This is a genomic window from Kribbella sp. NPDC051718, from assembly GCF_040681515.1.
Lineage (GTDB): Bacteria > Actinomycetota > Actinomycetes > Propionibacteriales > Kribbellaceae > Kribbella.
On record NZ_JBFAYZ010000005.1, the window covers coordinates 657,131 to 682,843 of the forward strand.

The following is a 25,713-nucleotide window of genomic DNA, read 5'->3' on the forward strand; positions in this document are numbered from 1 at the left end:
CCCGTAGGATCATGGCGCGGGGTAGGTCGACAATTCGGAGGGGCGAATGGCCAACCGCGAGGATCCGGACTCCCCCGACGCCGTCGTGCTGACTCATACGCTGGAGAAACTCCGGGCCCGAGATGGGCTGGTCCTGCAGCGGTTGCAGACGATCAGGAGAAGCGATGTTGCGTCGCTGCTCGGGTTGCCTTCGGTTCAGAACCTCGCCGGCTCGCAGGACATCGATCCATACCTGGCTGCGCTGCAGGTGGTGGCCCAGTGCGTGCGGGACCTACTCGACGGAACGCATCAGATCGTCGCCGACGCCGTCCTCGGGCTCGGAGTTCTCGACGATGCCTACTTGCGGCATGGCCTGGACCAGAAGGTCATTCAGGCCCTCCGCGCTGACTCGCTCGGACGTCGCCGGGCCACTCTGCTGAGCCATTGGAGAGCCCTGCATCTGGCGATCGGAGTCCCTTCCGGTGACCCGCCGAGTGACCGTACATTGCGCGGAACGCTCGAGTTCGACGTGTTGCGGCAGCTGGCTCGGCAATTGCTGCAGCCGGCGAACCAGCCGCTCGCACTTCCGGCACCGACCTCTGAAGAGACGGGACGGCCACCGGCGACGGTCGGGCGCGTCATCATCGTCGGCGGCGCGGTGATGGACGTCATCTTCCGGACCAAAGTGATTCCCCAGCATGAGACCTCGATGCTCGCGGACTACTGCTTGCTCACCCCGGGCGGCAAGGGCGTGAGTCAAGCCGTCGCGGCTGCGCGCCTGGGTCTCAGGGTCAGCCTGGTCGCGGCCCTGGGCGACGATCAGTTCGGCCAGGAGATCGTCGGGTACCTCCGCGCCGAGAACGTCGACACGTCGCTGCTCAAGGTCGTCCGTGGCGCCCGCACGCCGATCACCGGAGTCTTCGAGCTGCGGCTGGGCGACAGCATCGCGGCGGTCTGGCGCAACGACAAGGAGATCAATCTCGGCGTCCGCGACGTCGACCTGCTTTCCGGCCAGATCGCCGGCTGCGACGCGGTCCTGCTGACCTTCGAGATCCCGCGCGAGACGTTCCAGCGCGCCGTCGACCTTGCTCACCGCGACGACCACTCACGCCCCATCGTGATCGTCACGCCGGGCCAGCCGTACGCCGATGGCGGCATCTCCCGGCAGGCCCTGTCCCGGATCGACTACCTCGTCGCCCACGCCTGGGAGCTGGAGCAGTACACCCCGGCCGGGCACGACCGTTTCGACCCGGACAGAGTCGGCGAGCACCTGCTCGAACGAGGCGTGGGCACCGTCTGCCTCCTCGGCTACGGCGGCGGCCTGATCTACTCCCAAACCGCACCCCGCATCGACCGCCTCCCGACGGTCTCCTCTCCCTTCAAGGAGTCCTCGACCACCCGCGACGCTTTCTGCGCCGCCCTGGCAGCCAAACTGATCGACGACGGCACTTTCAGCGAGAGTGTGGCCGAATGGGCGACGGCCGCGATGGCCTGCGTCGCCGAGGACCACGTGCACTCGACCACGATGCCTGATCGGGATCGGATCGAGCGAAAGCTGCGCGACACGAGGTCCCGTAACCACTAGCGCCGGAGTCGCTGCCAACTGGGCGACCACGGCTGCCAGTTGGTAGGGCGCGTGCCGGCGACAGCCCCGAATCGACGCCAATAAAGCGGATTGACACCCAATTGCCGTGCTGTTCACTGAACGCAAAGGGCGTTCTAGAGCACGGAATGAGGGATGGCGATGAGCGAAAATCATGGCCTGGCACTGATTCTGATGGGAGTGGCGGCCATCATTCTGTACCACTTCTGGAAGCAGATCCTTTTGCTGCTCCTGATGGTGGTGATCACGCTCCTCTGCTTCGGGATCTACAGCGTCGCGGTCGTCGTGGTGAGCTGAGGCGGCGCGGCGGGTCAGCGGCGGAGCCGGCGCTGCCCCTCGACGGGCAGCAACTCCGTCTCGCCCCTGAGGCGGCAGCAGAAGATCGTGGAGTCGAGCAGGCTTGCCCGGCTCAGCTCGACAACGCCGCCGGAGTAAGTCCGGACCGCCGCGAGGTTGGCGGTTCCGTACTCCTCGCGAAGTTGGCGCGGACTGATATACCGGCCGTCGAGGTAGAAGTATGGCCGCGCGCGGACCGACATCCAGCGTTGCCAGTTCGCTGCTCGGTAACTCGAGCCGGTGAAGCCGAGGTTCGCGTCTACCGCTGTCGTCAGCAGGTCGAGCTCCGGCTCGGTCCGGCGCAGCGCGGCGCGAACCTTGGCCAGCAGGAAGGAGATGGCGTTGCTCGGCGCGATGTCGAACGAATAGACCCGGGACACCTCCCAGACTCGCTCCGGCAGTACGCCGAACTGCTGACGCAACTGTCGTCCGACCACCGACCACTCAAGCGGGGAAACGCTGCACAACGTCACCGGACGACCCTCAGGATCGATCAGAGCGTAGTTCATCGAATTGCTGCGAGCACTGCGCAGATAGTGCAGGTGACTGAAGATCCGGCCGGCGCTCCGCGTGTCGTAGGGGACGAATCGCAACTCCTGCAGCCGGTGCTTGCCGGTCGGTATCAGTTCCAGGACCTCGGCCTGGTCGGCGCGCAGAGCGACGGTGCAGTTGCCGAGTTCCCTCTGCAATTGCCACCGAGTCAAACGACCGTCGTGTCCTGCGACGCGAGGCAGGTGCAGCAGGGTCCGGATGGCCAGCGCGCGCGGTTCGACATCGTGGGCAACTGCTGACTGGGCGACCAATTCAGCAAAGCGGGAACCGGCGTCGCGACAATCGTCGAGCGACAGAGTCAGTTGCCGTCCAGCTGGCCCATGCGCTCTGCTGCCCGCCCTGATCGCAAGTGCATCCAAGCTCCGGCCTCCTGTCATCAGCTTATGACCGGCAGATACGTCTTCAGAATGGCGAGCCGGGCCTGCACCCGATCGGACTTCAGCTGCCGCGGAGTCAGTCGCTTGCGCGGGCGATAATCGACGTGGTGCTGCGATGCCAGCTCGTCGTGCCATCCGTACAGCACTTGGTGCTGCCGGAGTATCTCTGCCTGATCACCGGTCAGGTCGACGACCAGCCGATGGCGTTCGTAGCCGACTTCGATCCAGCAATGGAGCTCCACCTCGATCCGCTCGGGCTCAAGGGCGGAATAGACGTCGCCGTAGCAATAGCTGAGGTTCGGCACCTGGTGGCCGGCAAGTGTCTCCACCAGCCAGGCGGAACTGACACCACACTGTCCGCGGGACGACGGTACGTCCGCGCCGGCCGGGCCGATGAAACTCTCATGGACCGTTTCGTTGGTCCAGGCATCCTGCAGGAGCTTTCGGTAACCCGCGAGGTCAGCGACCCAGCGTGGGAAGGGTGGACGGTACCCCTGCGGCGGGCGGGCGGCGTCGCCATGGCGACGGCTGGTTGCGCCGGTCAACGACAAGCTAAGACGTCCTTCTGTGCGTTGACTGCCGAACGACGATCACTGCGACCTTCGCTCCATAGTGCACGTTGACCCGGCAATGCGCTACCGGACCGTCAGCCCGCCGTCAGCGGTTGGCCTTCAGGTTTTGGTCGAGGATGGCCAGGCGGGTCCGGACCGGGTCGTACTGGAGTTGCAACCGGGTGAGCCGGTGCTTCGGACGGTAGTCGACGCGTAGGGCGGTCTGTAGTTCGTCATGCCAGCCGTACACGACCGGATGCGCCCGGAGGAGTTCCGACTGGTCGCCGGTCACGTCTACGACCAGGCGGTCGCCCCCATGAGACACCTCGACCCAGCAGTGCTGCTCGACCTCGATGCGGCCGGGGTCGTCCATCGAATGGAGGTCGCCGGAGCAGTAGCTGAGATCCCGGACATGAGCGGCAGCCAATGCCTCTACGAGCCAGGCCGAGCTGACGGCGCCCTGGCCGTGTGAAGGCATGACCTGTACACCGGCAGGGCTTCTGAAATTCTCATCCAGAGTAGTTGCGGACCAGGCGTCCTGGAGGCGCTTTCGGAGGCCTGGGAGGTCGTCGGTCCAGCGGGGGTAGGAGCGGCTGTGGAGCGACGGGGTGGTGGAGGCGAGGGGGCGGCTCAGGCTGCCGGTGAACGACACTGTTCGGGACCTTCTGTGGGGTGGTATGTGGCGTGCGTGTGTGGCGCACGCCACAAAGTATCCAACGAGGCGTTGGATCGCCAGTTACCACTCGCGAGCTGGTCTGATGCCTTTCACGGAGTACAGAGGGTTCGGCATGCGGCCGGTGACGGGGATCGGGGGGCGGGTGTCGAGGTCGGTGTAGCCGAGGGTTAGGCGGTAGCCGTTCAAGGGGTAGCGGGCGAAGGTTTCGCCTAGTAGGGCGGTGGCTTCGAGGCGGTCTTGGTACTGGGGGTGGGCGCGGGTGTACTCCTCGATTTCGCCGCGGAGGATTGCCCAAACTTGGTCGGAAGGGATCAGGTGCAGGTCTGCCAAAGGGTTGAGGACGCCTAGGAAGAGGGCGTCGACCAGGTACTGGCGGAGGATGTGCCAGGGCTTGCGAGGGAGGACTCGGTCGTGGGAGTCGGGTTCGGGGCCGCGGGCGGGGATGGGGGTGGTGGAGATGTTGACGTCGTCGATGAGGTCTTTGATGACCAGGCGGGTCGGTAGGCCTTCGGGGTTGCAGATGATGGAGAGGTTTTCGCCGTGGGGGTTCACCGTGATGCCGTAGTGATGCAATAGGTGGAGTAGTGGGCGGATGAGGGTCGAGATGAGTTCGGCGAGCCAGACCGTGGCATCGCAAGAGCCGATCAGCGCTGCTACCAACGGCTCGCCGTTCACGTCTCGGTGCAGTACTGCGGCCAGCGGCCAGGCCGTCTCGCCGGGGGCGATCACTAGCGGGTCACGCCAGATGCAGCCGAGGGTCTCGGTCCATTGGTACGGGACGCCGGTGGACAGCTGTGGGTGGTGGACGGTTACCGACGCGACTTCGCCGAGCAGTACGGTGCCGAGGCGGTTGAGGACCTCGTCGCGGGACCAGAGGCCACGGAGCCATTGGGTGACCATGGGGGCGGCCAGTGAGCAGTGGGCGGGGATGCCTCGGTAGACGGAGGTGTTGAGGATCTTCAGTGGCAGTTTGACCTGGTCGCGCTCAGGTTGGGAGAGGTTGACCATCGTCCGGATGGACTGGGTCGGGAGGTAGTCGTCGGGCCCCTCCCCCAGGACGACGATCTCCCCGGTGGCCAGCTCACGTGCCCACTGGGTCGCCACTACGTGGTCTAGCTGCCACGGGTGGCAAGGGAGCCACACGTACGAGTCCGGGTCGACCAATTGGGCTCGGAAGGTGTCCCAGGTCGAGCCGAGCTCCCGCTTGAGTACTGCGTGCTCCGACAGCTCCGGAGTACCCCGGAACTCGGCTAGCCCCCGTCGCACGGCCAGCCAGACCAGGCGGAGCGGAGTACGGGCCTCTGGGGTGTAGCGGAGGCTGTCGGCGGCTGAGAAGCCCAGCCGGCCCTTGTTGGCGACCAGCAGTGGATGGCCGGTCAGGTGACCTTCGAGGTCTGTATGCGACAGCCCCACCAAATCGCCAACAGGCACAGCAGTAGAAGCCATCCGTACGTCGGCAGCCAACGTGCTGGACAGTTCGGCCACATACCCGGCGACAGTCGACCCAGAGATGCCCAGAGCGTCCGCCGCGTCGACCAGGAACTGCACCGGGTCGACAGCCTCCTCGCTCTCGTCATTGCCGAGGATGCCGGCCGCTGTACGGCGTACCGACCCAGGAACCACCTGATAGCTGCCAAACCCACCACGTGTCGAGGTGAACGTGTAGGTAGCCGCACCGAACACCAAGCGATCCCCGTCAGGCTGCAGCAGATCCTCCGTGCAGAGCTGCGAGATCAGCTTGGCCAGGAGCGAGGCGGAGCTCCCAGTCCAGCTCATCCCGGGATGGAGAAGGTAGTGAACGCAGTGGACTTGGGCAGCCGGAAGATCTCCCTCCCGGCGACACTGTTGAGGATGGTGGCATTGCGGATCGCGCCGATCCCCAGGTCCGGTGCCGCTACCCCATGGCTGTGCAGGTCCGCGTTGGCGACGAACAGCCGGCCGGTCAGTGGGTCATCGGTACTGATGCTGTGATCCCTGTTGACCACCCACCGCCCGGCAGCGTCCCTGTGCACCAGCGGGTCCAGTGCCGTGAAGAAGGGCAAGGGTCGATTGCGGTAGCCAGTAGCGGCCACAACGGCGTCCGTCACGTGCTGGAAGGTCCGCCCGCTGTCAGCGTGCCGCATGGTCAGCTCGATGCCGTCAGCGCGAGCAACCGCGGACTCCACGGCCACTCCCACCTGCAACTCCACAGGTGCCACCGCCGAAGCGTTGAGGTCGCGCTGGTAAAGCACATCGTGGATCTCCTCCAAGGTGTCCGAGGAGATGCCCTTGTAGTGCCGCCACTGATCCTTGACCAGCCGATCGCGCGTCGACTCGGCCAGCTCATGGAAGTAGTCCACGTACGAAGGCGTAGTCATCTCCAGCACCAGCTTGGAGTAGTCCAGAGGCGTGTACGCCGCTGTGCGGGTCAGCCAGGCCACGCCCGGCCCACCCTCTGCGTTGGCCCGCAGCAGGTCCAGCGCGCACTCGGCGCCCGACTGGCCAGAACCCACCACCGTCACGCGCCCAGCCCGCAGGAGATCATCCCGGCGGTACAAGTAGTCGGACGAGTGCAGGAACCGCTCCGAAGGCAGGTCGGCGAGCGCAGCCGGCACTGCGGGCTCTGTGCCAACCCCTACCACCAGGTGGCGGGCCTTGAACACCTCTACCGACCCAGCGCGCTCCACTGTCAGTACAAAGGCATCACCGTCGAAAACCACCTCCGACACGTGATGTCCGAAGTGCAGCGAGTCCAACTGCGCCGCACACCAGCGCAGATAGGCCTCGTACTCCCGCCGCGTCGGGTGGAACTTCTCCCGCACGTAGAACTGGTAGAGCCGGTCGTTGTCCCGCAGGTACGACAGGAACGACAGCGGATGCGCCGGCTCCACCAGACTGACCAGGTCAGCCATGAACGACACCTGCAGCATCGCGTCGCCGAACATCAGGCCGCGGTGCCAGGTGAACTCGGGCCGGCTGTCCAGCACCGCCAGCTTCAGGTCGTCCAGGCCACTGGCCAGTGCGGCCAGGCCCAGGTTGAACGGGCCACACCCGATCGCGATCACGTCGTACGGCTCGGTACTCATCTCAGGCCTCCACGGTCCGGGTGTGGACCATCAGTAGTGCTTTCTTCTCGGGTAGCTCCAGCTCCGCGTGGGTGACGAAACCAGCAGCCTCGAATGCGCGGATGGATGGAAGATTCGTGACATCGGGCTCAGCGACCACGCGCCGGCTCAGCGGGTCGGCACGGAACAGGGCATCTGCCAGCGCTCGCAGCAGCCGGCGACCCAGTCCCCGGCCGAGCCGCTCGGTATCGCCGATGGCCACATGGACGCCCCAGTCGTGCTCCTGCCAGGCGTAGTACTCCGCCAGCCGGTCGTGCCGGACCCGGTACAACTCGACGTACCCGAAGTCCTCGCCGTCGACAGCGGTCAGGCACGGGATCGAGTGCTCGCCGGCGAGCTGCTCCTCGATCGCCTGCGCCCATCGCTCGACCGACCAGTCCTGCTCCCACCACTTCTGGATGTGCGGCTGCGCCATCCACCAGGCGATGGTCGGCGCGTCAGACGAAGCGGCAGGCCGCAGGTCGAAGCCGCTGTCCAGGTGGAGCAGCAGCGTGACATCACACCTCACTGCGCGCGCCCAATCGCAGGGGATTCGGTATGTCCAGATAGACCGACTGTGCGTCGAGCGGAGCGACTACCTCGTCGATACCGCGCAGCCGGGTCATCATGTTCGCCTTGCAAGGCAGCTGCGCAGCAGACAGCCAACGTCGGGCCAGGCGGTCACCGCTAGGCCCAGCAGCCTTCAATGCCGGCAGTGCCTCGGACAACCGGTCGCGGACGACCTCAAGCAACGCATCCTCGTCAGCGAGCCCGTCCACCGCCAGGGAGCCCACCACAGCGAGCGCCTGGTTGTGCAGCAGGTAGTAGGTCAGCCGGTCGTCAACGATCGCGTCATCCACCACCGCCAGCGTCGAGTCACTCAACCCGGTCACGTCCAGCAGTCCCCGCAGGTACGACGAGGCGAGGTAGTAGCCCTGGTTGTCGCGATAGGCCCCACCAGCAACCCGCCCTGCGTCATCCAGCCGCACCAGGGTGTTCTGCTGATGCGCCTCCAGCCCGATCCCCGTCTCGGCGTACAGGTGGAGCATCGGGACCAGTACTTCGTCCACGTACGACGCCACCCACGCCTCTGCCCCACCGTCGCCATGACCAGCGACGGCAGTACCGAGCCGACTGGGCTGTCCCGGCCGCGGCGCCACCAGCCCGGCCAGACACGCGTAGCTGTCAACACCATCCGGTACTTCGCGCACAGCGACGTCCAACCCGGTCAACAGCGGGCCACCCTCGTCCAGCGCGACCCAGGCCGGGTCGCGGACAATGGAGAACCGGGGGTGCGCCGTCGCAGTACCGGCGTTGTAAGCCGCGTCGAGCAGCCGGTTGATCTCCAGGCCTCGCCGCAGCTCGGTCGGAGTCGACTCACGGCGAGAGTTGGTGATGCGCAATCCAAGAGACAGCTTGAGCATCACCGGCAGGTCTGGGTGGTAGACCGTGCGCAGGCTCGAGGTCGGATACCACTTCGCACCCAACGGCCCCAGTGCCTCCATCCGGCCAGCAGCGATGAGCGAGGCGATCCGTGGCCGCTTCAGTACATCAGCGGCCTGCCAGGGATGGGCCGGCACCAGCACCCGGCCGTCCGGCGGCGTGATTCCGGCCAGCGCGGCCATCAGCTGCAAGGCGTCCAGTCCCTGCAGTGATGGCGCGCCGGCCACCTGGTCCGAGGACACCAGTTCGGCGTCCACTGCGAACCAGTGCACCGCGAAGCGGCCGCCCAGCTCCGGCGAGTACGCCGACAGCTCGGCACCGCTCAACCCATCTCGACTCTTCGGAGCCGGGTGGTTCAGATGGCCGAACAGCAACGCCTGCTCAGCCTCGAGAAAACGTCCGGGTCCACCGTCACCAGCGCCGGCCACGAAGGCCGCGACATTGCGCACGGACTCCGCCGTACGGGCTGCGAGGTCGTCGATCTCGGCCGGGTCGGCGTCGACCGACAGCAGTCGCACGAGCTGCTCCGGACTGACAGACACACCGTCCACCCGGACCTCGGCAAAGCCGTGCAGCCCCGTTCTGGATGCGTGCACCACGGTCGCCGTCAAGGTCGACGAGCCGACCTCCAGCGACAGCGGGCCGGCTGCGACCGGCACGGAGGTCTCCCGTGTGTAGCACCGCAGGATGGCGTCGAGATGAGCTTCTACCGCCACTGAGGTGGGTGAGATCACGCTGCTCCTTCGCGAGGCAGGACGTCGTGACCGGTGGCCACGACCTGGTCGAGCAGTTCCTCGATGTCCGTGGCGGTGGCATTCGGGTTCAGCAGCGTCAACTTCAACGCGACCGCCGCCGGGCGGCCGCCGCGAGCCGGGATCCTGGTCCGGCCGATCAGCACCCGTCCCGACGTCAGCAACCGGCGCCGGACCTCACCCTGGACAGCGTCCAGCTCGGCCGCCGCCAGCCCCTGCCCGGCGACCCGGAACAACACCGTGGTCAGGGTCACCGGCGCCAGCAACTCGAGGTTGCTGTCGGCAACGACCCGGGCCGCGGCGGCGTGCGCGAGCTCGTGACAGGTGTCGAGCATCCTGCCCAGTCCGGCCCGGCCGTATGCCGTCAGCGTGGTGGCGACTTTCACCGCATCGGGCCGGCGAGTTGTCTGCAGGCTGCGGCCGAGCAGCCCGTCCAGTCCGGAGTCGATGTCGTCGGCCGGGTTGAGGTACTCCACCGACCGCCCGAGCGAGGCGAACCGCTCCCGGTCGGCGACGAGCAGCATGCTGGTCGCGGCGGGCTGCCAGCCGATCTTGTGCAGGTCCAGCGTCACCGAGTCGGCGGCCGGCAACTCGGCCAGCAGCGGCGCGAGCCGGTCCGAGAACAAAGCACCGAACCCGTACGCCGCGTCGACGTGCACCCAGGCTCCGTACTGCCGCGCCAGATCGGCGATCTCCCCGATCGGATCGATCGAGCCGTAGTCCGTCGTACCGGCCGTGGCGACCACCGCGAGCGGCGTACGGCCGGGCTTGTCCAGCTCGCCGGCCAGGATGTCCGAGCGCATCCGGAAGTCACCGTCGGCCGGGATCGTGATGGCCGCGTCCTCCCCCAGACCGAGTGCCGCGCACGCACGCTGCACGGAGAAGTGCGCGAGCTCCGAGCAGAACACGACCGGCTTCTCCAAGCCACCAAGGCCGTTGCGCCGGACGTCGATACCGAGCGCCGCAGCCGCATTGTCCCGGGCGATCAGCATCGCGAGCAGGTTCGAGATCGAGCCACCAGGCGTCAGCACACCATCCGCAGACGGCCCGAATCCGGCCATCGTCGCCAGCGCCCGGACCACCCAACGCTCGATCTCCAACGTCACCGGACCGGAGTCGTACGTGTCCATCGACGCGTTGCTCGCGGACGCCAGCGCATCGGCGTCGACCGCGACCTGGAGCACCGGCGGCTGCAGATGCGCGGCCGCCTGCGGGTGACTGAGATCGATGCCGTCCCGATCGAGCAGACCGGCGATCAGGTCCAGCGCGGCGGACTCGCCGACTCCCGTCGACGGCACCCGCGGAGCCCCCAGCGATTCGGCCGTCCGCTGCTGCACGGCAGCCGGAGTACCGGCCGGCAGCGGCCCCCGTTTACTGTCCCGCACCGTCGTTGCCAAGGGCCAGCGATGCAGCTCCACCACCCGCTGATCGCGATCGAAGGGACTATAGGGAGCGTCGAGGGACGACATCCAGCTTCTCCTGGGAAAGTTGTCGAGTAAGGCAGCCCTTACTTAGGTAGCCCTAACTTACTAACCTCGAAGCTGTGAGTGTCAACCGGGGGCCGTCGATGGTGAACGAGTCAGCCGCCGGATGAGGTACGGGTCACACCGAAAGTCATGCCGGTCGGCCGGTAGGCAACGCCTGCAAGAGGTTGCGGACCTCATCGGCGGCCGGATCCGCGACATGGTCGTAGAGCGCGATCGCGCGCTCCCAGTGCGGCCGCGCCAGGCCCGGCCGGCCCGCCTCGACCTCGATCGACCCGAGAAGGTGACGGATGCCGGCTTCCCGGTTGTCCCCTGGGTGGCGAACAGCAATCGCGAGGGCGAGTTCGAGGTACTCCGCTGCCTTCGGCAGATCGCCGAAGCTCCACCAGGCCCGTCCCAGGTGCTCGAGCGCGTCGAACTCCGCCATCACCGGGCCCTCGACCCGCGACCGCTCCAGTACGCCGGTCAGCATCGCGAGCCCCCGCTCGTACTGACCGCTCTCGGCCAGCGAGAACCCCATGTACATCAGGTGCATCAACGGCCCGTCCCCCGCGCCGCGGGCCCGGTGGTTGGCCAGCACGGCATCGAAGGCAGCCTGCTGACCGGCCAGATCGCCGATCGCACCGGCGGCCATCCCGCCGACGAGATTCGCGTTGGACTCCGCCAGTACGAAATCCACCTGCGGCGCCAGCGCCAGTGCCTCGGCCGCGAGTTCGACAGCTTCGGTGGCGGCGCCTGTCCGCACCAGCACGGTCCCCAGCTCGACCAGGCAGCAGGCCACCTGCATCGGATCCCGCCGCGCTCGGGCGAGCGGCAGCGCCAACCGCAAGTAGCCCTCCGCGCGGTCGTGCTGACCGAGTGCCAGACAGATCTGTCCCAACGCGGTCCACAACCGGTCGGCCTCGGCCTCCGGGGCGAGATCGCAGTCCAGAGCGGCGAGCAAGGCGTCTCGCGCCTCGGCGAACTGCATGCGGACGAGCGAGAGCCGATGGACGCCCCAGGCCATCCGGGCGGCGATCAGGCGTTCCTCGCGATCGCCACCCGCCGCAGCGCGAATCACCCGGAGCACATTGCCCAGCTCGCTCTCGAGCCAGGCCAGCACGGCACGCGGATCGGTGACATCCTCGGCGCCGGCCGACCAGCCCGCCGCCTCGACCGGATGCTTCTTCGACGGCTGCAGCTCGCTCGACCGCCACACCATGGCGAAGTAGCACTGCAGTTCGCGCCGCCGGATCCGATCGCGCTCCGCACTGGTCAGCTCCAGGTCAGCCTGTTCACGGCCGACATCGCGAACCAGGTCGTGCATCCGGTACTGCTGCAGTGCCGGTGTCTCCAGCAGGTGTACGTCGACCAGCCGCTCCAGCAGGTCCTCGGTCTCCTCCAGCGGCAGATCCAGCACCGCGGCCGCCACCCGCAACGGAAACCGGTCACCCTCCAAGACGGCGAGCACGGGGAGAGCCAGCGCGCAGGCGGTGTCGCCGGCCCGGCCGCTCGCGCCAAGAGCCTGGATCGACAAGCCGATGCTCGCGCCGACTCCCCTGCCAGGTGCGCTCAGTACCTTCAGCCGCTTGTCCCCATCAGCCAGCAGCCCGGCCAGAACCGCCAGCCCGCCGACCTCCTGGCTACTTGGATGGCTCCCTGCGATCCGTACCGCCAGCGGCAGCAGTCCACACAGCCGGACTACATCCAGTGCCGCATCAGGGTCAGCCTGCACCTGCTCGCGCCCGGCCACCTCACCCAGCAGTGCGACCGCCTCGACCTCGCTCAGCACTTCGAGGTCGAGGTAACGGACACCCGGTACGGTCGTGAGCTGATTCCTGCTGGTGATGACGACGGCCGACCCCGACGTACCGGGAATCAATGGAGTCACCTGCTCCGCACTGACCGCGTCGTCGAGCAACACCAGCATCCGCCGGCCGGCGATCGAAGTACGGTATCGATTGGTCGCCGCCTGCACATCCGACGGGTCGTCCGCAGGCGGCACCTCCATCGCCGCCAGCACTGTCGCCAGCGCGTCGGCCACCGGTACCGGCTGGCTGCCACCACCCAGATTGAGATAGAGCTGCCCGTCGGGGTAGTGCTCCGCCGCCAGCCGGCCGGCCTCGACCGCCAGCGTGGTCTTGCCGATTCCTCCCATCCCGCCGACGGCCGAGATCACCACACTCGGCGCGACCACCTCCGCCTCCCGAAGCAGCCGCACCAGGTCGTCCAGTTCCTTCGTCCGGCCGGTGAAGTCGTCCAGACCAGGAGGTAGCTGCCGGGGAGTCCTCGAGGGCTCGTCGCGGCTACGGCTCGCGGCCGCCGCCAACTGCTCCTGCTCCGCCGCCGACAGTTCGAAGGCTGCCGCCAGCTGGTGCAACGTCGACTCTCGTGGGTACCGCCGGCGACCACCTTCCAGCGTCCGGATCGCGCGCACGCTGAGCTGGGCCCGCTCTGCCAGCGCTTCCTGGGTGAGCCCGGCCCGGCGCCGGAACCCCTTCATCAACTGGGCAACGCTCAACGCATGGTCAGCTGCCATAGGGCGTGCGGGTCAGGGTGAAGGTGGCGAGGTCGAGGTGGGTGATCCGGTCACCGTCGCGGATCACTCGCAGGCGTTCGCCGGCGAAGTAGCCGTCGCGGCCGCGGTAGAGGTCTGGGCCGATGGGTGAGAAACGACATGGATAACCGGTGGTGAGCTGGAGGATGCCGCCGGCGACGGACATGGTCATCTCGGTGTTGCCCCAGTACCAATGGCCGAGCAACTCCGAGCCCTGGGCGAGTTCCGGCTCGGGCACCCATTCCACCGGCAACGGCGGCTCGTACGACGCGAGGATGCGCATCAGGTCGAGTGGTACCGGCGCAACCCGCCCGTACGTCGAATTGCCCAGCGTCACGGCCCCGATCCGCCGCGCGCGGTCGACGAACAGGCCGGCCATGAAGCCCGGCATCGAACCGGTGTGGCCGACGAAGAGGTGGGGATCGTCCGCGTGCATCCGCAGGCCCAGCCCGTACGACGCGGTCAGCGCCTCGCGTGGATCGCCGGCCGTCGGAGCGGCCATCTCGTCGACGGTGTCGCGGCTGAGCACCTCGTAGCCGGGGTCGATCCAGAACGCGGCGTACTTCGCCAGGTCCTCGATCGTGCTCCACAGCTGTCCGGCGGGCGCCATCGCACCGGAGTCGTACGCCGGCTCCAGATCGAGCCGCCCGCTGAACGGATGCACCGAGAACCCCTTGGCGGCGGGCGCCACCGGGAAGTACGTCGTACGCCGCATCTCCAGCGGGTCGAGGATCCGCGCGGCCACCAACTCCATCCACGCGGCACCCCGCAACCGCGCGACGACCTCACCCAGCAACGCGTAGCCGAGGTTGGAGTAGTGATGCCGCCGATCGGCCTTGCCAGCTGCTTGCGACTCGTCCATCGCCGCCGTCAGTGCCTCGAACGAGACGCCCGGATTGCGTTCCCACCAAGGGCCTTCGGGCTCGGCGTTCATCCCACCCGAGTGCGCGAGCAACTGCCGGATGGTCAGGTCGCCGAACGCGATCCCGGGCAGATGCTTGCCCACGGCATCATTCAACGCGAGCAACCCGTCGTCGCGGCACTGCATCACCAGGATCGCCGTCATCGTCTTGGTGATCGACCCGATCCGGTACTGCACGTCCGGCCCGGGCGCCAGCCCTTCACCGTCCGCGATCTGCCCGCGCGACCCGGTCCACGCCAGTGCACCGTCCTTCAGCACACCGGCCGCGATCGACGGCAGCTTGGTCTCACTCTGGGCCGCCGCGATCTCGGCGTAGAGAGCCGCCGCGGTATCAGCACGTACGTCAGTCACTCGCCCAAGTATGCCTCAGCTGAGCAGGAGGACCCGGTCCCAAACCGGCTCGCACCGGGTACTGCTGCCTCGGTGAACACGGGCTCGCCAGTGTCGTCAGCGAACCGCAGCGTGATTTGCAGCAGCCCAGCGACACCGTGGCAGAGCCCGGGCGAGTCCCCGATCTGCCGCGCCGACCACGGCCTGCGATAGACAGCCGCCATCGCACCCCACTCGTCGTCGGACCGCTGTGCTGTCAGCCCCTCGGCCACGCGGGCGATGGCTTCAGCCTGACCCGGTACGGAGTACCCCCTTGCTGTAGGCAATCGACAGCAACGCAAGCGGTGCCGGTACGCCGTGGGCGAGGCCGCAGTTGTAGACATCACCGGAGTAGACGGCATCGAACGTTTCGAACGGCTGGTTCGCGGGCGACTCAGCGAGCCGCGCCGACCGCTCCACCACGCCCGCGGCGAGCCCGCGTCGAGTTTGGCGAGCAGGCCGCCGTACCGGCTGCCGTTCCGGGACAGGAACGAAGCGACGAAGGCCAGGCCGCCGACCCCACCGAACAGCGCAGAGGCTGGTCGGGTCGCAGAAGTCGGTGCAGCAGATATCCGACCAGGGCCGGGTCGCGCTCCGGCCCACCGTCGGGGCGGGAACCGCCGACTGCGCTCCCGCTACTCGAACGCCTCGGGCTTGATCGCGATCATCGCCACCCGCCACGTCGACACCAACCAGCGGTCGCGTCACCACGGCGCCCGCGCCAGGCTCTCCCGCGTCCGCACCAGAAGCCCCCGCACCCGCTGCTCCGGCGGATGCCCACACCCCAGCAGCCGGTTGCAGTGCATGTGCACGTAGCTCTGCGTCAGCAGGTCCTTGTTCAGCTCGGCCGCATCCACCTGGCGCGCGATGGCGGCGATCTGCTCGGTCCACAGCGCCACCGCAGGCCGCGCCGACTCCGGCAGCCAGTCCGGATCCCCAAGCACACCACGCAAGGCGTTCTGCTCCTTGCGGTACTCCTCGGCCGTTGCCTTGCGGTCCTGCACGCCCTGTTGGCTCAGTACGCGCCGCCGCTCCTCGTCGTACCCGAGCGCACCCAACAGCGAGTCAACGGTGTAGACCCCCAGCAACGACATATCGAGGCTGCGCCCCATCCGCAGCAGTTGCGTGACCAGCTCACTATCCGCATGGAACAGTTCCTCGGCCAACGCCATACCGACCGGACCGCCGTACCGCTCGACCTCTTGGTCGTAGGTGTCGAGAGCAAACCGCTTCAGGTACCCGCCCTCCACCAGCTCCGCACCCCACTCCAGGACGCGTTTCACGTCCACGTCTCCACGCCACCGCACCCGCAGATGCGGATCCGGATCGACGTGCCGCATGAAGAACCACGACTCCGCCCCGAAGTCAGTGAGCGCCTGCCGGATCAGATCGTCCTCAAACGCCGGCACGTGGTACAGCTTGGCGAACAGCCACTCACTCCCCGGCGGATGCAACCGCCGTACTGCCGCCATCCGGCCCACCACCTTCCGCCGTGGCGTTTGCGGCGCAGGCTCGCTACGAACCAGCGGCACCACCAGCTCACTCAGATAGCTGCCATCCGGCCCGTCGATCCACGCATCCCCTGGCCCCGGCAACGCCTCATGGAGGTCGGTTCGCTCGCGGATCTGCTCACGCAACTGGTCAACGTGCGCCGGGTGGTCGAGGTCCAGCAACATGCGGTAGTCCTTGACAGCCAAGTACACGTATCGCGGCACCTGCCAACGTGCTCGCCAGGCCGCGAAGTCCGTCAGGTCGTCAGGGTCGAGCCGCCAGGTGGCCGGCGACAGGACGAGCCGCCCACGCTGGACCCGCGGCAGGAACACGAACCCGGCCGCAGGCCCCCAGCCGAAGGAGACATTCGCGACCCGGCCGTCGTGGTACAGCTGCTCCAAGAACTGAACGACCTGCGGTGCCCCAATGGTGTTGAGCATGTGACCGGCACAGGGCACGACCTCGCGGCCATCACCCGACCATCGCAACACGAACCTGTCTCCGCTGACCCCGACAAGCAACTCGCTCGGCGGCAGCTGATGCTCGCCGGGCGTGGTCGTCAGCGCGATCTCCCGTTCCCGAACCAGCGGCCGGATGGTCAGGTTCGCCGCACGGACATGACGGGCGAGGTAGCTCACCTCGGCATGCAACACTCCAGGGTGCGCTGCGGCTTCGGCAGCCGCGGCGGTGTGCAGCGGCTCGGTACCGACCAGATCGGCGAACCGGCCGAGTACCCGGCCTGCCGCGCCACCGCCGAGGTTGGGTCCGAGCACCAACTGGAAGTCGCCGGCGTCCACGGCGGCAGCGGACCCGGCGACCAGGAACACCGCCAGGTCCAGCGAGTCGGTCGCCTGCCCTGGACCCAGCGTCAGCTTGGCCAGGGTGGCATCGTCAAGTTCCACCACCGTCCGGCCATCCTTGATCGCGCCCAGCGCGAGGTCGGTCAACGTCCGGTCGCGCAGCTTTCGTTCGTCCGTCGGTCGATCAGGACACTCCGGCAGCTGCGGCACGCCCAGCCCGAGGTCCGGGTCCAGAAGCTCCAGCAGCGGCACCTCCCGGTCCTGGCCATAGCGCTCCAGAAAGGCCCGCCGGTATCCGTCCAGGTAAGACATCCCGGACGGCGCCAGCTGCAGTAACAGGTCTGCCAACCGGGCCGACTCCAGCGCGACCTCGCGAGCGATCCGGCCCTGGAGCGGGACGGCCATGTCGGTCTGGAACTGCGTGGTCATGTCCTGCAACGTCTTGGCCTTGGCCACCAGCTTCGGGTACCGCTCGGCCGCATGCTCGACCTCGAGCCGGTCCCACTCGGCGATGTCGTCCAGCAATTCGGCCAGCGCAGTCCCCTCCGCCCGGGCGGCCGGCACAGCGGCCAAGCGGTCCGCGACGTACCTGGCCTGGTCGGCGATGGTGACGGGCGGACGTAGCTCGGTCAGCAGGACGGTCTGTTCCCAGAGCTGCCGCAGAAGCCCGGCGACCTTGTCACGCGGCGCACCGCCCGCAGACAGCCCGCCCAGCAGTTCGTCGTACGGGATGGGGGTGCGAGCGGCTTCAAGCGCGGCACGGACGATCGGAGTCGCACGCAGGTTCACACCGCGAGCTGCCTTCGACGGATCGGTCAGAACGGCGCGCTCGGTGAGGAACAGGCGGTCGGCGTACAGACTTGCGGCCGGATTGGCATACCAGCGCAGCTCGTTCCGCACCTCCGGCCGCTGCTCCAGCCTGGAGACCAGTTCGATCAGCCAGCCCATGTCTGGACGGGTCCTGATCCGGACCGGGTCGGCTGTCCGCACCAGATCGGTGACCTCACCCCAGTTCGCCACTGCAACGCCGGCGAACGTTCCGTACGGCGTCGGTCGCGTCGACATCCGGATCAGGTACCGCCGCAGGCTGCTGCGCATTCGGCGTAACGCCTTGTCTGACAACGGCTTCCCGCTCCCAGGCGACTTGGTGAGCGCACGGACCAGATCGCCCGCACCCGCGATGAGAGCGCGCTGAATGTGCGGATCCGCAGGCAGCTCGGTGCCCGATACCACAGCGGTCGGCGGGTCGAGGAAAGCTTCGACCGGTAGCAATGGTGTCCGCACCATGACCCAGTCCAGCGGCTTGAACATCGCGCTCCCCTCAGGTCACCAGAAAGTCAGGACAGCAGTAACAGGCGGTCCCAGACCGGCTCGACCGAGGTCGTAGCTGCCAGCAGCGCGAGGGCTGCGCCGGCAGCGCCGTCGAGCAGCCCCGCATGCGGACGGACCGTCTCCCGGTTGGTGATCGTGTAGTAGCCAGTCGCGACGTCCGGCCGGTACAGCTCCAGCAGCCGTTCGGTCAGTTCACCTGCCGCCTCGGTGAACATCGGCTCGCCGGTCTCGGCAGCGAACCGCAGCGTGATCTGCAACAGCCCTGCAACGCCGTGACACAGTCCGGGCGAGTGACCGATCTGTCTTGCTGACCAAGGCCGGCGAAAGATCGCGGCCATCGTCTCCAGCGCCTGGTCCTGCAGTTTGCTGTCAGCAAGCGCCGTACCGGCCAGCCATAGCGCCCTGGCTACGCCGGGGCCGCCGTAGCACCAGGCGCTGTGCGCCGGCGCACAGTCCTGGTTGGGTCCGACACCGGCGGCCCAGTTGACTCCCCACTCGTCGTCGACCCGATGGGCGATCAGCCAGTCGGCCACCGCTGCGATGCCCTCGGTCTGTCCGGGCACCACGTGACCTGCTTGGAAAGCTATCGACAGGACCGCCAGCGGACCGGCAATCCCGTGGGCCAGGCCGCAGTTGTACACCCCCTCGCGATACCTCTCCGCAAGAGGAGTGCCTGCGCGCAGCGCCTTCGGTGGCGTGAACCAGTTCGGCCCATCCGGGCTGAAGCCGCAGACGGCCACCACGCCCTCCAGCTTCGCGAGATCCCGATCGAGCAGGTAGCGGTTCGTTCCGGAGAGACCACTGATGACGTCGAACGTCTCGAACGGCTGGTGTGCCGGAGAATTCGTCAGCCGTTCGGACCGCGTCGCCGTCTCAGCCGCGATCCGAGCATCGAGTGTGCTCAGCAGACCGCCGTACCGAGTGCCGTCGCGGGACAGCAGGTCGGCCGCTGCCGCCACTCCGCTGAGGCCGGAGTACAGGCCCGGCACCGTTCGCCCAGTCTCCTCGACAGCGCGCGCAGCGGCCGCAAGCGCCTGGTGGGCCGGAACGTCCCAGCACTCCTCCGGGAACACACGGTCCAGCTGACCGAACAGCACCGCCACTCCGGCGGCCCCCTCCAGACCTGACTCACCACCGGACCATCCACGCAACCGCTCAGCTACTTCGAGCCCCCGCTCCCGCGCCGCCCGAGCCACCTCTCCCGTCACCACCGGACTCCACAGCACGTCGGTCTCCTCCCGGCCGGAACGACAGGCCCCTGGGCCGGGAACGACCGGGATGATCTCCCGGCCGCCCCCGGACCGCCCGAACGGGCGACGGTTCAGGCGCGCGACATCGGGTCGCCGAGGTCGATGCACCAGATGGTCGACGACGGGACACCGTTTCGCGCCGGGTCCTCGCCGGCGTACGCCGGCGCCGCGAGCTGGATGTCGAGATCGAACTCTTCAACGGTTGCGTTGGTCATGCGTTCCTCCTGGTGAGTGGTTGAACGGGCCGAACGAACTCAATCGGAACAACAACAGTCGGTGCAGCCGACCCGCGTTGCGACACATCATCGAACGCGAATCTTCAGAAGAACAAGGGGGACACGGCGCTTTACTTGCGGTCTCATCGATGCTATTCGCGCACAGAAGGTCTTCTTCGACCGAGAGATTAATTGCTCATAGCAACGATGTCACTTCATGCAATTCTCTTGCCCGGTCTGCTGACTGCCGTGTTCCATATGAACCATCAGCACAATGGCAAAGGCCGCCTGCTGGGGTCAGCAGACGGCCTTTGGGGGAGGCGGCGATTTACTCGAACGCCTCGGGCGAGGGGCAGGAGCAGATCAGGTTGCGGTCGCCGTACGCGCCGTCGATGCGGCGGACCGGCGGCCAGTACTTCGTGGTCCGATCGACCGACTGCGGGAAGGCCGCCTCCTCGCGGGTGTACGCGTGCTCCCACTTGTCGTTGATCACCGAGGACGCGGTGTGCGGCGCGTTCACCAGCGGGTTGTCGCCGGCCGGCCACTCCCCCGCCGCGACCCGGTCGATCTCGTGCCGGATCGCGATCATCGCGTCGCAGAACCGGTCCAGCTCACCCAGGTCCTCGGACTCGGTCGGCTCGACCATCAGCGTGCCGGCCACCGGGAACGACATCGTCGGCGCGTGGAAGCCGTAGTCGACCAGCCGCTTCGCGACGTCGTCGACGGTGATGCCCGTCTCCTTCGTCATCGGCCGCAGATCCAGGATGCACTCGTGCGCGACCAGCCCGTTCTCACCCGTGTAGAGCACCGGGAAGGCGTCCTCGAGCCGCTTGGCCACATAGTTGGCGGTCAGTACGGCCGCCTTGGTGGCCGACGTGAGGCCCTCGGCACCCATCATCCGGATGTACGCCCAGGAGATCGCCAGGACACCGGCAGAGCCGAACGGCGCCGCGCTGATCGGACCAACGCCCGACTCCGGGCCGGCCTGGTCGAGCAACGGGTGGTTCGGCAGGTACGGCGCCAGGTGCGCGGCGACCGCGACCGGGCCGACGCCCGGGCCACCGCCACCGTGCGGGATGCAGAACGTCTTGTGCAGGTTCAGGTGGCTCACGTCACCGCCGAACTCGCCCGGCTTGGCCAGCCCGAGCAGCGCGTTCAGGTTCGCGCCGTCGACGTACACCTGGCCGCCGTGGTCGTGGACGATCTGGCAGACCTCGGTCACGCTCTCCTCGTACACGCCGTGCGTGGACGGGTAGGTGATCATGATCGCGGCCAGTTTCTCCGCGTGTTCAGAAGCCTTGGCGCGCAGGTCGGCCAGGTCGATCGTGCCGTCGTCGTTGCCCTTGACAACGACAACCTTCATCCCGGCCATCACCGCGGAGGCTGCGTTCGTCCCGTGCGCACTCGCCGGGATCAGGCAGACGTTGCGATCTTCGTTGCCCTGGGCCCGGTGATAGCCACGGATCGCCAGCAGGCCCGCGAGCTCACCCTGCGAGCCGGCGTTCGGCTGGATCGAGACCTTCGCGTAGCCGGTCACCTCGGCCAGCCAGCGCTCCAGCTGACCGATCAGCTTCACATAGCCGGCCGCGTCCTCGATCGGCGCCAGCGGGTGCATGTCGGCGAACTCGGGCCAGGTGACGGCTTCCATCTCGGTGGTCGCGTTCAGCTTCATCGTGCAGGAGCCGAGCGGGATCATGCCGCGGTCGAGCGCGTAGTCGTAGTCCGACAGCTTGCGCAGGTAGCGCAGCATCGCCGTCTCCGACCGGTGGGTGTTGAAGACCGGGTGCGTCAGGTACTCCGAAGTACGGGTGACTGCCTCGGCCAGGGCGCCGCCAGCAAGCGTCGCGTCGTACGTCACGCCGAAGGAACGGCAGACCCCGACGAGCGCCGTTGCGTCGGTCTTCTCGTCGCAGGAGATCCCGACGTGGTCCGCGTCGACCTCACGCAGCCAGATGCCGTTCTGCCGAGCGGTGTCGACGACATCGGCCGCACGACCGGGAACCCTGGCCAAAACGGTGTCGAAGAACTGGTCGTGCACGACCTCGACGCCACCGGCCCGGAGCGATGCGGCGAGGCTGTCCGCGTGGCGATGGACCCGCTCGGCGATCGCCTTCAGCCCCTCGGGACCGTGGTAGACGGCGTACATCGACGCGACGACCGCGAGCAGGACCTGCGCGGTACAGATGTTCGAGGTCGCCTTCTCGCGCCGGATGTGCTGCTCCCGCGTCTGCAGCGCCAACCGGTACGCCGGCGCGCCATCTGCATCGACCGAGACGCCGACCAGGCGACCCGGGAGCTGGCGCTCCAGGCCGTCGCGCACCGACATGAACCCGGCGTGCGGGCCACCGTAGAACAGCGGCACGCCGAAGCGCTGGGACGACCCGATGACGATGTCGGCCCCCGCCTCACCCGGCGCCTCGAGCAGCGTCAGGGCGAGCAGGTCGGACGCGACCGCGACCAGAGTCTCGCGCCCGTGTGCCGCCTCGATCAGCGGCTTCAGGTCACGGACGACACCACCGGAGCCCGGGTACTGGACCAGGAAGCCGAAGAAGTCGCCCTCGGGCAGACCATCGGTCGTGTCCGCGACGACGACCTCGATGTCGAGCGCCTCGGCCCGGGTCTGGACGACGGCGATCGTCTGCGCGAAGCAGTCGGCGTCGACCAGGAAGCGGTTGCTCTTGCTCTTGCGGTTCGACCGGTGCGCCAGCGTCATCGCCTCGGCGGCAGCGGTGCCCTCGTCGAGCAGCGACGCGTTGGCGGTCGGCAGGCCGGTCAGATCGGAGACGACGGTCTGGAAGTTGAGCAGCGCCTCGAGGCGGCCCTGGGAGATCTCCGGCTGGTACGGGGTGTAGGCGGTGTACCAGGCCGGGTTCTCGACCAGGCGGCGGACGATCACCGACGGGGTGAACGTGCCGTAGTACCCCTGGCCGATCATCGAGGTGGCGACGTTGTTGCGGGCGGCGAGCTGGCGCAGTTCGGTCAGCGCGTCGACCTCGGAGGCCGGCTCGGGCAGCCGGAGCGGCTCGGTCGAGCGGATCGAGGCGGGCACCGCGGCGTCGACGAGCGCGTCGACATCGGCGTACCCGAGGGTCTCGACCATCCTGGCGATCTCATCGGACCGTGGGCCGATGTGGCGGTCGGCGAAGACGGCCGACACCTGAGCAGGGGTTTCAGTCACTGTGGAGGCTCCGTTGCTGACAATTGCCGGTGGCCTCCCCCTCTGTCACGCGGCGCGCGCTTCAGAGTCGCCTAAGACACTCGGTCCATGGGCCTGAGAGGTTCCGGGGAGGAATTGCCCCTTCGGCGCCCAGCCACAGTGTCATTTCAAGACAATGCGTGCTGAGACTCTCCCGAGTGTTGTGTACGGCTGAGAAAGAGAGTACCTCAGCCCGTCATGCGGGCACGGCGGCGGGCAGCGAGCTCGTCGTTGGCGTGGTCGTCGCCGGTCTCCCCGTGCGCGTCGAGGCGCTCGGTCGGCAGCTCGGACAGCGATCCCTCGACCTCGCGCCAGACGCCGCCGAGGGCGATACCGAAGACGCCCTGGCCGCCGGCCAGCAGGTCGATGACCTCGTCGGGCGAGGTGCACATGTAGACCGAGGCGCCGTCGCTCATCAGCGTGATCTGGGTCAGGTCGTCGATGCCGCGCTTGCTCAGGTGGGCGATGGCGCTGCGGATCTGCTGCAGCGAGATGCCCGCGTCGAGCAGTCGCTTGATCACTTTGAGCAACAAGACGTCGCGGAAGCCGTAGAGCCGCTGGGTGCCGGACCCGGTGGCCGGGCGTACGGACGGTGAGACCAGTCCGGTGCGTGCCCAGTAGTCCAGCTGACGGTAGGTGATACCGGCCGCGGCGCACGCCGTCGGGCCGCGGAAACCGACGTCATCGGGCATCGGCGACAGGTCGTCGTCGAAGAGCAGACCCTGGACGCCGGCACTGGCGGCCGCCTCGGCGTGTGCTTCGGACGTCGACTGCGCCGTCAGATCAGTGTCGCCGGTGCGTGTCACGCCTGAGCCTCCCTGGGTACCGACTGGATCGGATCACATCCGTGGAGTTACAACGCCCCACGACTCCTTCAAGGTAAGCCGCCGCTCAGGCCGGGTCAACGACAACCGCCCCGAGCCGGATGCGTGTCGCGGATCCAATACGAATCGTTACCTGTCAGCTCTTGTCGAAGTCTTCCGGTGTGACGTGATCGAGGAACTCGCGGAAGCGCTCGACCTCCTCCTCCTCGACCACCTCGTCGTCCTCGTTCTCACTGTCCGGAACCGGGATCCCGGCCTCGGCCAGGATCTCCTCGGTGCAGAACACCGGCGTACCGGTCCGCAGCGCGAGCGCGATCGAGTCCGACGGGCGGGCGGAGATCTCGGTCTTGTCGTCGAAGACCAGGATCGCCTCGAACACGCCGTCGGTCAGGTTCACGATCCGGACCTGACTCAGCGTGTGCCCGAGCACCCGGATCGTCTCCGCGAACAGATCGTGGGTCAGCGGCCGGGGAGGCTCCATCCCCTGCTGGGCGAAAGCGATGGCGCTCGCCTCGGCCGCACCGATCCAGATCGGCAGGTACCGCTCCCCACCGACCTCCCGGAGCAGCACGATCGGCTGACTCGAGGGCATCTCAACCCGGACTCCGACCACGTCGACTTCGCGCACTCCTTCAGCCTACTCTGCGGGCCAGGCCGGGGCTGCCCCGCCGGGGTCAGCGGGTGAGCCGGGAGCGGACGAGTGCCGCGTGCAACCGAACCGCGAGCGCGGCCAGTTCGAGTGTCTTGTCGTCCCGCCGCGGCGGGACGACCTGCTCGATCAGCCCGACCTCACGGTCGGCAGCCGCCCGGAACGGCCGCAGATGCCGCGGCTCGATCCCGTACTGCGCGAACTCGGCGGCCGCCTTGGCGATCAGGATCGCATCGCCGTCGTAGTGGTTGCCCCGGGCCACCACGAGGTTGTGGCTCTCCAGCTGCTCGAGCAGCTCAGGCGTGATCCCGGCCGCCTCGCGCAGCTCGTCCCGGGTCAGCTTCAGCTCGGTCCCGTACGTCGAGAAGTCCTCGGCATCGGGCAGACCGGCGGGCTGAGGCAACGTCTCCGGCGCCGCGGGCCGGCCACCAGGAGCAGGCGGCCGCAACCCGCGATCCATCGCGTCGAGGTGGTCCTTGATCACCTTCAGCGGCAGGTACTGGTCGCGCTGCGCGGTCAGTACATAGCGCAGCCGCTCGATGTCGGCGGTACTGAACTTGCGGTACCCCGAAGCGGTCCTGGCCGGCGTCACCAGCCCCTCCGCCTCGAGGAAGCGGATCTTGGAGATGGTGACGTCGGCGAACTCGGCCTGCAGGAGCTGCAGCACCTCACCGATGCTGCTGCCCCCTAGTGCGGAGTCTCCTGCCTCAGGCTTGGCCACTGGCGTAGTAGACCAGCCGGTACTTGCCGATCTGCACCTCGTCGCCGTTCGAGAGCTGCAGCTCGTCGATCCGGTCGCGGTTCACGTAGGTACCGTTCAGGCTGCCGACGTCGCGGACCTTGACGCCCTGCGGGTCGCGGCGGAACTCCGCGTGCCGGCGGGACACGGTCACGTCGTCGAGGAAGATGTCGCTGTCCGGGTGCCGGCCGGCGGTGACCACGTCGACGTCGAGCAGGAACCGGCTGCCCGCGTTCGGGCCGCGCTGGACGATCAGCAGTGCCGACCCCTGGGGCAGCGCGCCGACCGCGGCCTCGTCCTCGGCGGACAGGTTCTCACCGGTGTCGAAACGCTCGGTCTCCGGCTCGATGCTGATCGGTGCGAGCATCGCGGTGTCGGTCACCCCGGGGGCGGTCACCGGACGGTCCGCGCCAGGGAGCATCGTTCCGCACTGCGAGCAGAACTTGCTGCCCTCGGAGTTCTCGTGCCCGCACTGGTTGCAGAACGGCATGCTGTGATCCTCCCGATCGCCGGTGGTCCGGCGACGTTCTCGTTGACCCCGTGATGACAGTGTG

At 67.8% G+C, this 25,713-nt stretch carries 22 protein-coding genes and 1 riboswitch; of the genes, 2 read left to right on the forward strand and 20 right to left on the reverse strand.

Annotated elements, in window-relative coordinates:
- The first annotated feature begins 46 nt into the window (after window positions 1-46).
- Both AB0M15_RS22415 and AB0M15_RS22420 read left to right on the forward strand, forming a co-directional pair.
- Complete coding sequence (locus AB0M15_RS22415; protein ID WP_363822186.1) at window positions 47-1,564, forward strand: PfkB family carbohydrate kinase; 1,518 nt, start codon at window positions 47-49, stop codon at window positions 1,562-1,564.
- Between the two features lie 159 nt (window positions 1,565-1,723).
- Window positions 1,724-1,879, forward strand: a complete 156-nt coding sequence (locus AB0M15_RS22420; RefSeq protein WP_363822189.1) for a hypothetical protein — start codon at window positions 1,724-1,726, stop codon at window positions 1,877-1,879.
- A gap of 14 nt (window positions 1,880-1,893) precedes the next feature.
- Here AB0M15_RS22420 and AB0M15_RS22425 read toward each other — a convergent pair whose 3' ends face one another.
- The 20 genes from AB0M15_RS22425 to AB0M15_RS22520 all read right to left on the reverse strand — a co-directional run bounded on the left by AB0M15_RS22425 (window position 1,894) and on the right by AB0M15_RS22520 (window position 25,649).
- On the reverse strand, window positions 1,894-2,607 hold the full coding sequence (locus tag AB0M15_RS22425; RefSeq protein ID WP_363822191.1) for a hypothetical protein: 714 nt from the start codon (window positions 2,605-2,607) through the stop codon (window positions 1,894-1,896).
- 239 nt (window positions 2,608-2,846) lie between these two features.
- The gene (locus AB0M15_RS22430; protein ID WP_363822194.1) at window positions 2,847-3,398 is read right to left on the reverse strand and encodes a hypothetical protein; all 552 of its coding nucleotides are present in this window, start codon (window positions 3,396-3,398) and stop codon (window positions 2,847-2,849) included.
- A gap of 106 nt (window positions 3,399-3,504) precedes the next feature.
- Complete coding sequence (locus AB0M15_RS22435) at window positions 3,505-3,876, reverse strand: hypothetical protein (RefSeq protein ID WP_363822197.1); 372 nt, start codon at window positions 3,874-3,876, stop codon at window positions 3,505-3,507.
- Window positions 3,877-4,134: 258 nt separating this feature from the next.
- The gene (locus tag AB0M15_RS22440; protein WP_363822206.1) at window positions 4,135-5,850 is read right to left on the reverse strand and encodes an IucA/IucC family protein; all 1,716 of its coding nucleotides are present in this window, start codon (window positions 5,848-5,850) and stop codon (window positions 4,135-4,137) included.
- Window positions 5,847-7,139, reverse strand: coding sequence for a SidA/IucD/PvdA family monooxygenase (locus AB0M15_RS22445; RefSeq protein ID WP_363822211.1), 1,293 nt, complete (start codon window positions 7,137-7,139; stop codon window positions 5,847-5,849). Before AB0M15_RS22445 ends, AB0M15_RS22440 begins: the two co-directional genes overlap by 4 nt.
- Before the next feature lies 1 nt (window position 7,140).
- Entirely contained in the window at window positions 7,141-7,686 is a 546-nt protein-coding gene (locus AB0M15_RS22450; RefSeq protein WP_363822214.1) for a GNAT family N-acetyltransferase, read from the reverse strand.
- Complete coding sequence (locus AB0M15_RS22455; protein ID WP_363822219.1) at window positions 7,676-9,334, reverse strand: IucA/IucC family protein; 1,659 nt, start codon at window positions 9,332-9,334, stop codon at window positions 7,676-7,678. Before AB0M15_RS22455 ends, AB0M15_RS22450 begins: the two co-directional genes overlap by 11 nt.
- The gene (locus AB0M15_RS22460) at window positions 9,331-10,737 is read right to left on the reverse strand and encodes a pyridoxal-dependent decarboxylase (RefSeq protein WP_363822221.1); all 1,407 of its coding nucleotides are present in this window, start codon (window positions 10,735-10,737) and stop codon (window positions 9,331-9,333) included. Before AB0M15_RS22460 ends, AB0M15_RS22455 begins: the two co-directional genes overlap by 4 nt.
- 229 nt (window positions 10,738-10,966) lie before the next feature.
- Window positions 10,967-13,354, reverse strand: coding sequence for a tetratricopeptide repeat protein (locus AB0M15_RS22465; RefSeq protein ID WP_363822225.1), 2,388 nt, complete (start codon window positions 13,352-13,354; stop codon window positions 10,967-10,969).
- Entirely contained in the window at window positions 13,344-14,645 is a 1,302-nt protein-coding gene (locus AB0M15_RS22470) for a serine hydrolase domain-containing protein (protein WP_363822228.1), read from the reverse strand. Before AB0M15_RS22470 ends, AB0M15_RS22465 begins: the two co-directional genes overlap by 11 nt.
- Window positions 14,642-14,848: a lanthionine synthetase LanC family protein gene (locus tag AB0M15_RS22475; RefSeq protein ID WP_363822301.1), complete on the reverse strand. Its 207-nt coding sequence runs from the start codon at window positions 14,846-14,848 to the stop codon at window positions 14,642-14,644. The genes AB0M15_RS22470 and AB0M15_RS22475 overlap by 4 nt, the downstream gene beginning before the upstream one ends.
- 61 nt (window positions 14,849-14,909) lie before the next feature.
- Window positions 14,910-15,086: a hypothetical protein gene (locus AB0M15_RS22480; protein WP_363822231.1), complete on the reverse strand. Its 177-nt coding sequence runs from the start codon at window positions 15,084-15,086 to the stop codon at window positions 14,910-14,912.
- Between the two features lie 281 nt (window positions 15,087-15,367).
- A complete protein-coding gene (locus AB0M15_RS22485) occupies window positions 15,368-18,265 on the reverse strand; it encodes a lantibiotic dehydratase (RefSeq protein WP_363822234.1) in 2,898 nt (965 codons plus the stop codon).
- Window positions 18,266-18,291: 26 nt separating this feature from the next.
- Window positions 18,292-19,512 carry a lanthionine synthetase C family protein gene (locus tag AB0M15_RS22490; RefSeq protein ID WP_363822237.1) on the reverse strand — a complete coding sequence of 407 codons (1,221 nt, stop codon included), beginning with the start codon at window positions 19,510-19,512 and terminating at the stop codon, window positions 18,292-18,294.
- Between the two features lie 95 nt (window positions 19,513-19,607).
- Window positions 19,608-19,751: a hypothetical protein gene (locus tag AB0M15_RS22495; protein WP_363822239.1), complete on the reverse strand. Its 144-nt coding sequence runs from the start codon at window positions 19,749-19,751 to the stop codon at window positions 19,608-19,610.
- Between the two features lie 328 nt (window positions 19,752-20,079).
- Window positions 20,080-22,929 (reverse strand): aminomethyl-transferring glycine dehydrogenase, encoded by a 2,850-nt coding sequence (gene gcvP, locus AB0M15_RS22500; protein ID WP_363822242.1) that lies wholly within the window; start codon window positions 22,927-22,929, stop codon window positions 20,080-20,082.
- Window positions 22,930-23,000: 71 nt separating this feature from the next.
- Window positions 23,001-23,114: riboswitch (glycine riboswitch) on the reverse strand.
- Window positions 23,115-23,135: 21 nt separating this feature from the next.
- Complete coding sequence (locus AB0M15_RS22505) at window positions 23,136-23,666, reverse strand: MerR family transcriptional regulator (RefSeq protein ID WP_363822304.1); 531 nt, start codon at window positions 23,664-23,666, stop codon at window positions 23,136-23,138.
- Between the two features lie 241 nt (window positions 23,667-23,907).
- A complete protein-coding gene (locus tag AB0M15_RS22510) occupies window positions 23,908-24,399 on the reverse strand; it encodes a bifunctional nuclease family protein (protein WP_164596575.1) in 492 nt (163 codons plus the stop codon).
- A gap of 46 nt (window positions 24,400-24,445) precedes the next feature.
- Window positions 24,446-25,141, reverse strand: coding sequence for a MerR family transcriptional regulator (locus tag AB0M15_RS22515; RefSeq protein ID WP_363822247.1), 696 nt, complete (start codon window positions 25,139-25,141; stop codon window positions 24,446-24,448).
- Window positions 25,128-25,649 carry an FHA domain-containing protein gene (locus AB0M15_RS22520; protein ID WP_363822250.1) on the reverse strand — a complete coding sequence of 174 codons (522 nt, stop codon included), beginning with the start codon at window positions 25,647-25,649 and terminating at the stop codon, window positions 25,128-25,130. Before AB0M15_RS22520 ends, AB0M15_RS22515 begins: the two co-directional genes overlap by 14 nt.
- Window positions 25,650-25,713 lie beyond the last annotated feature (64 nt).

Coding starts and splice junctions, on each gene's coding strand:
- AB0M15_RS22415 (WP_363822186.1), top strand. CDS start 47: ATGGCCAACCGCGAGGATCCGGACTCCCCCGACGCCGTCGTGCTGACT.
- AB0M15_RS22420 (WP_363822189.1), top strand. CDS start 1,724: ATGAGCGAAAATCATGGCCTGGCACTGATTCTGATGGGAGTGGCGGCC.
- AB0M15_RS22435 (WP_363822197.1), bottom strand. CDS start 3,876: ATGCCTTCACACGGCCAGGGCGCCGTCAGCTCGGCCTGGCTCGTAGAG.
- AB0M15_RS22440 (WP_363822206.1), bottom strand. CDS start 5,850: ATGAGCTGGACTGGGAGCTCCGCCTCGCTCCTGGCCAAGCTGATCTCG.
- AB0M15_RS22445 (WP_363822211.1), bottom strand. CDS start 7,139: ATGAGTACCGAGCCGTACGACGTGATCGCGATCGGGTGTGGCCCGTTC.
- AB0M15_RS22465 (WP_363822225.1), bottom strand. CDS start 13,354: ATGGCAGCTGACCATGCGTTGAGCGTTGCCCAGTTGATGAAGGGGTTC.
- AB0M15_RS22475 (WP_363822301.1), bottom strand. CDS start 14,848: ATGGCGGCTGTCTATCGCAGGCCGTGGTCGGCGCGGCAGATCGGGGAC.
- AB0M15_RS22485 (WP_363822234.1), bottom strand. CDS start 18,265: ATGTTCAAGCCGCTGGACTGGGTCATGGTGCGGACACCATTGCTACCG.
- AB0M15_RS22495 (WP_363822239.1), bottom strand. CDS start 19,751: ATGACCAACGCAACCGTTGAAGAGTTCGATCTCGACATCCAGCTCGCG.
- AB0M15_RS22520 (WP_363822250.1), bottom strand. CDS start 25,649: ATGCCGTTCTGCAACCAGTGCGGGCACGAGAACTCCGAGGGCAGCAAG.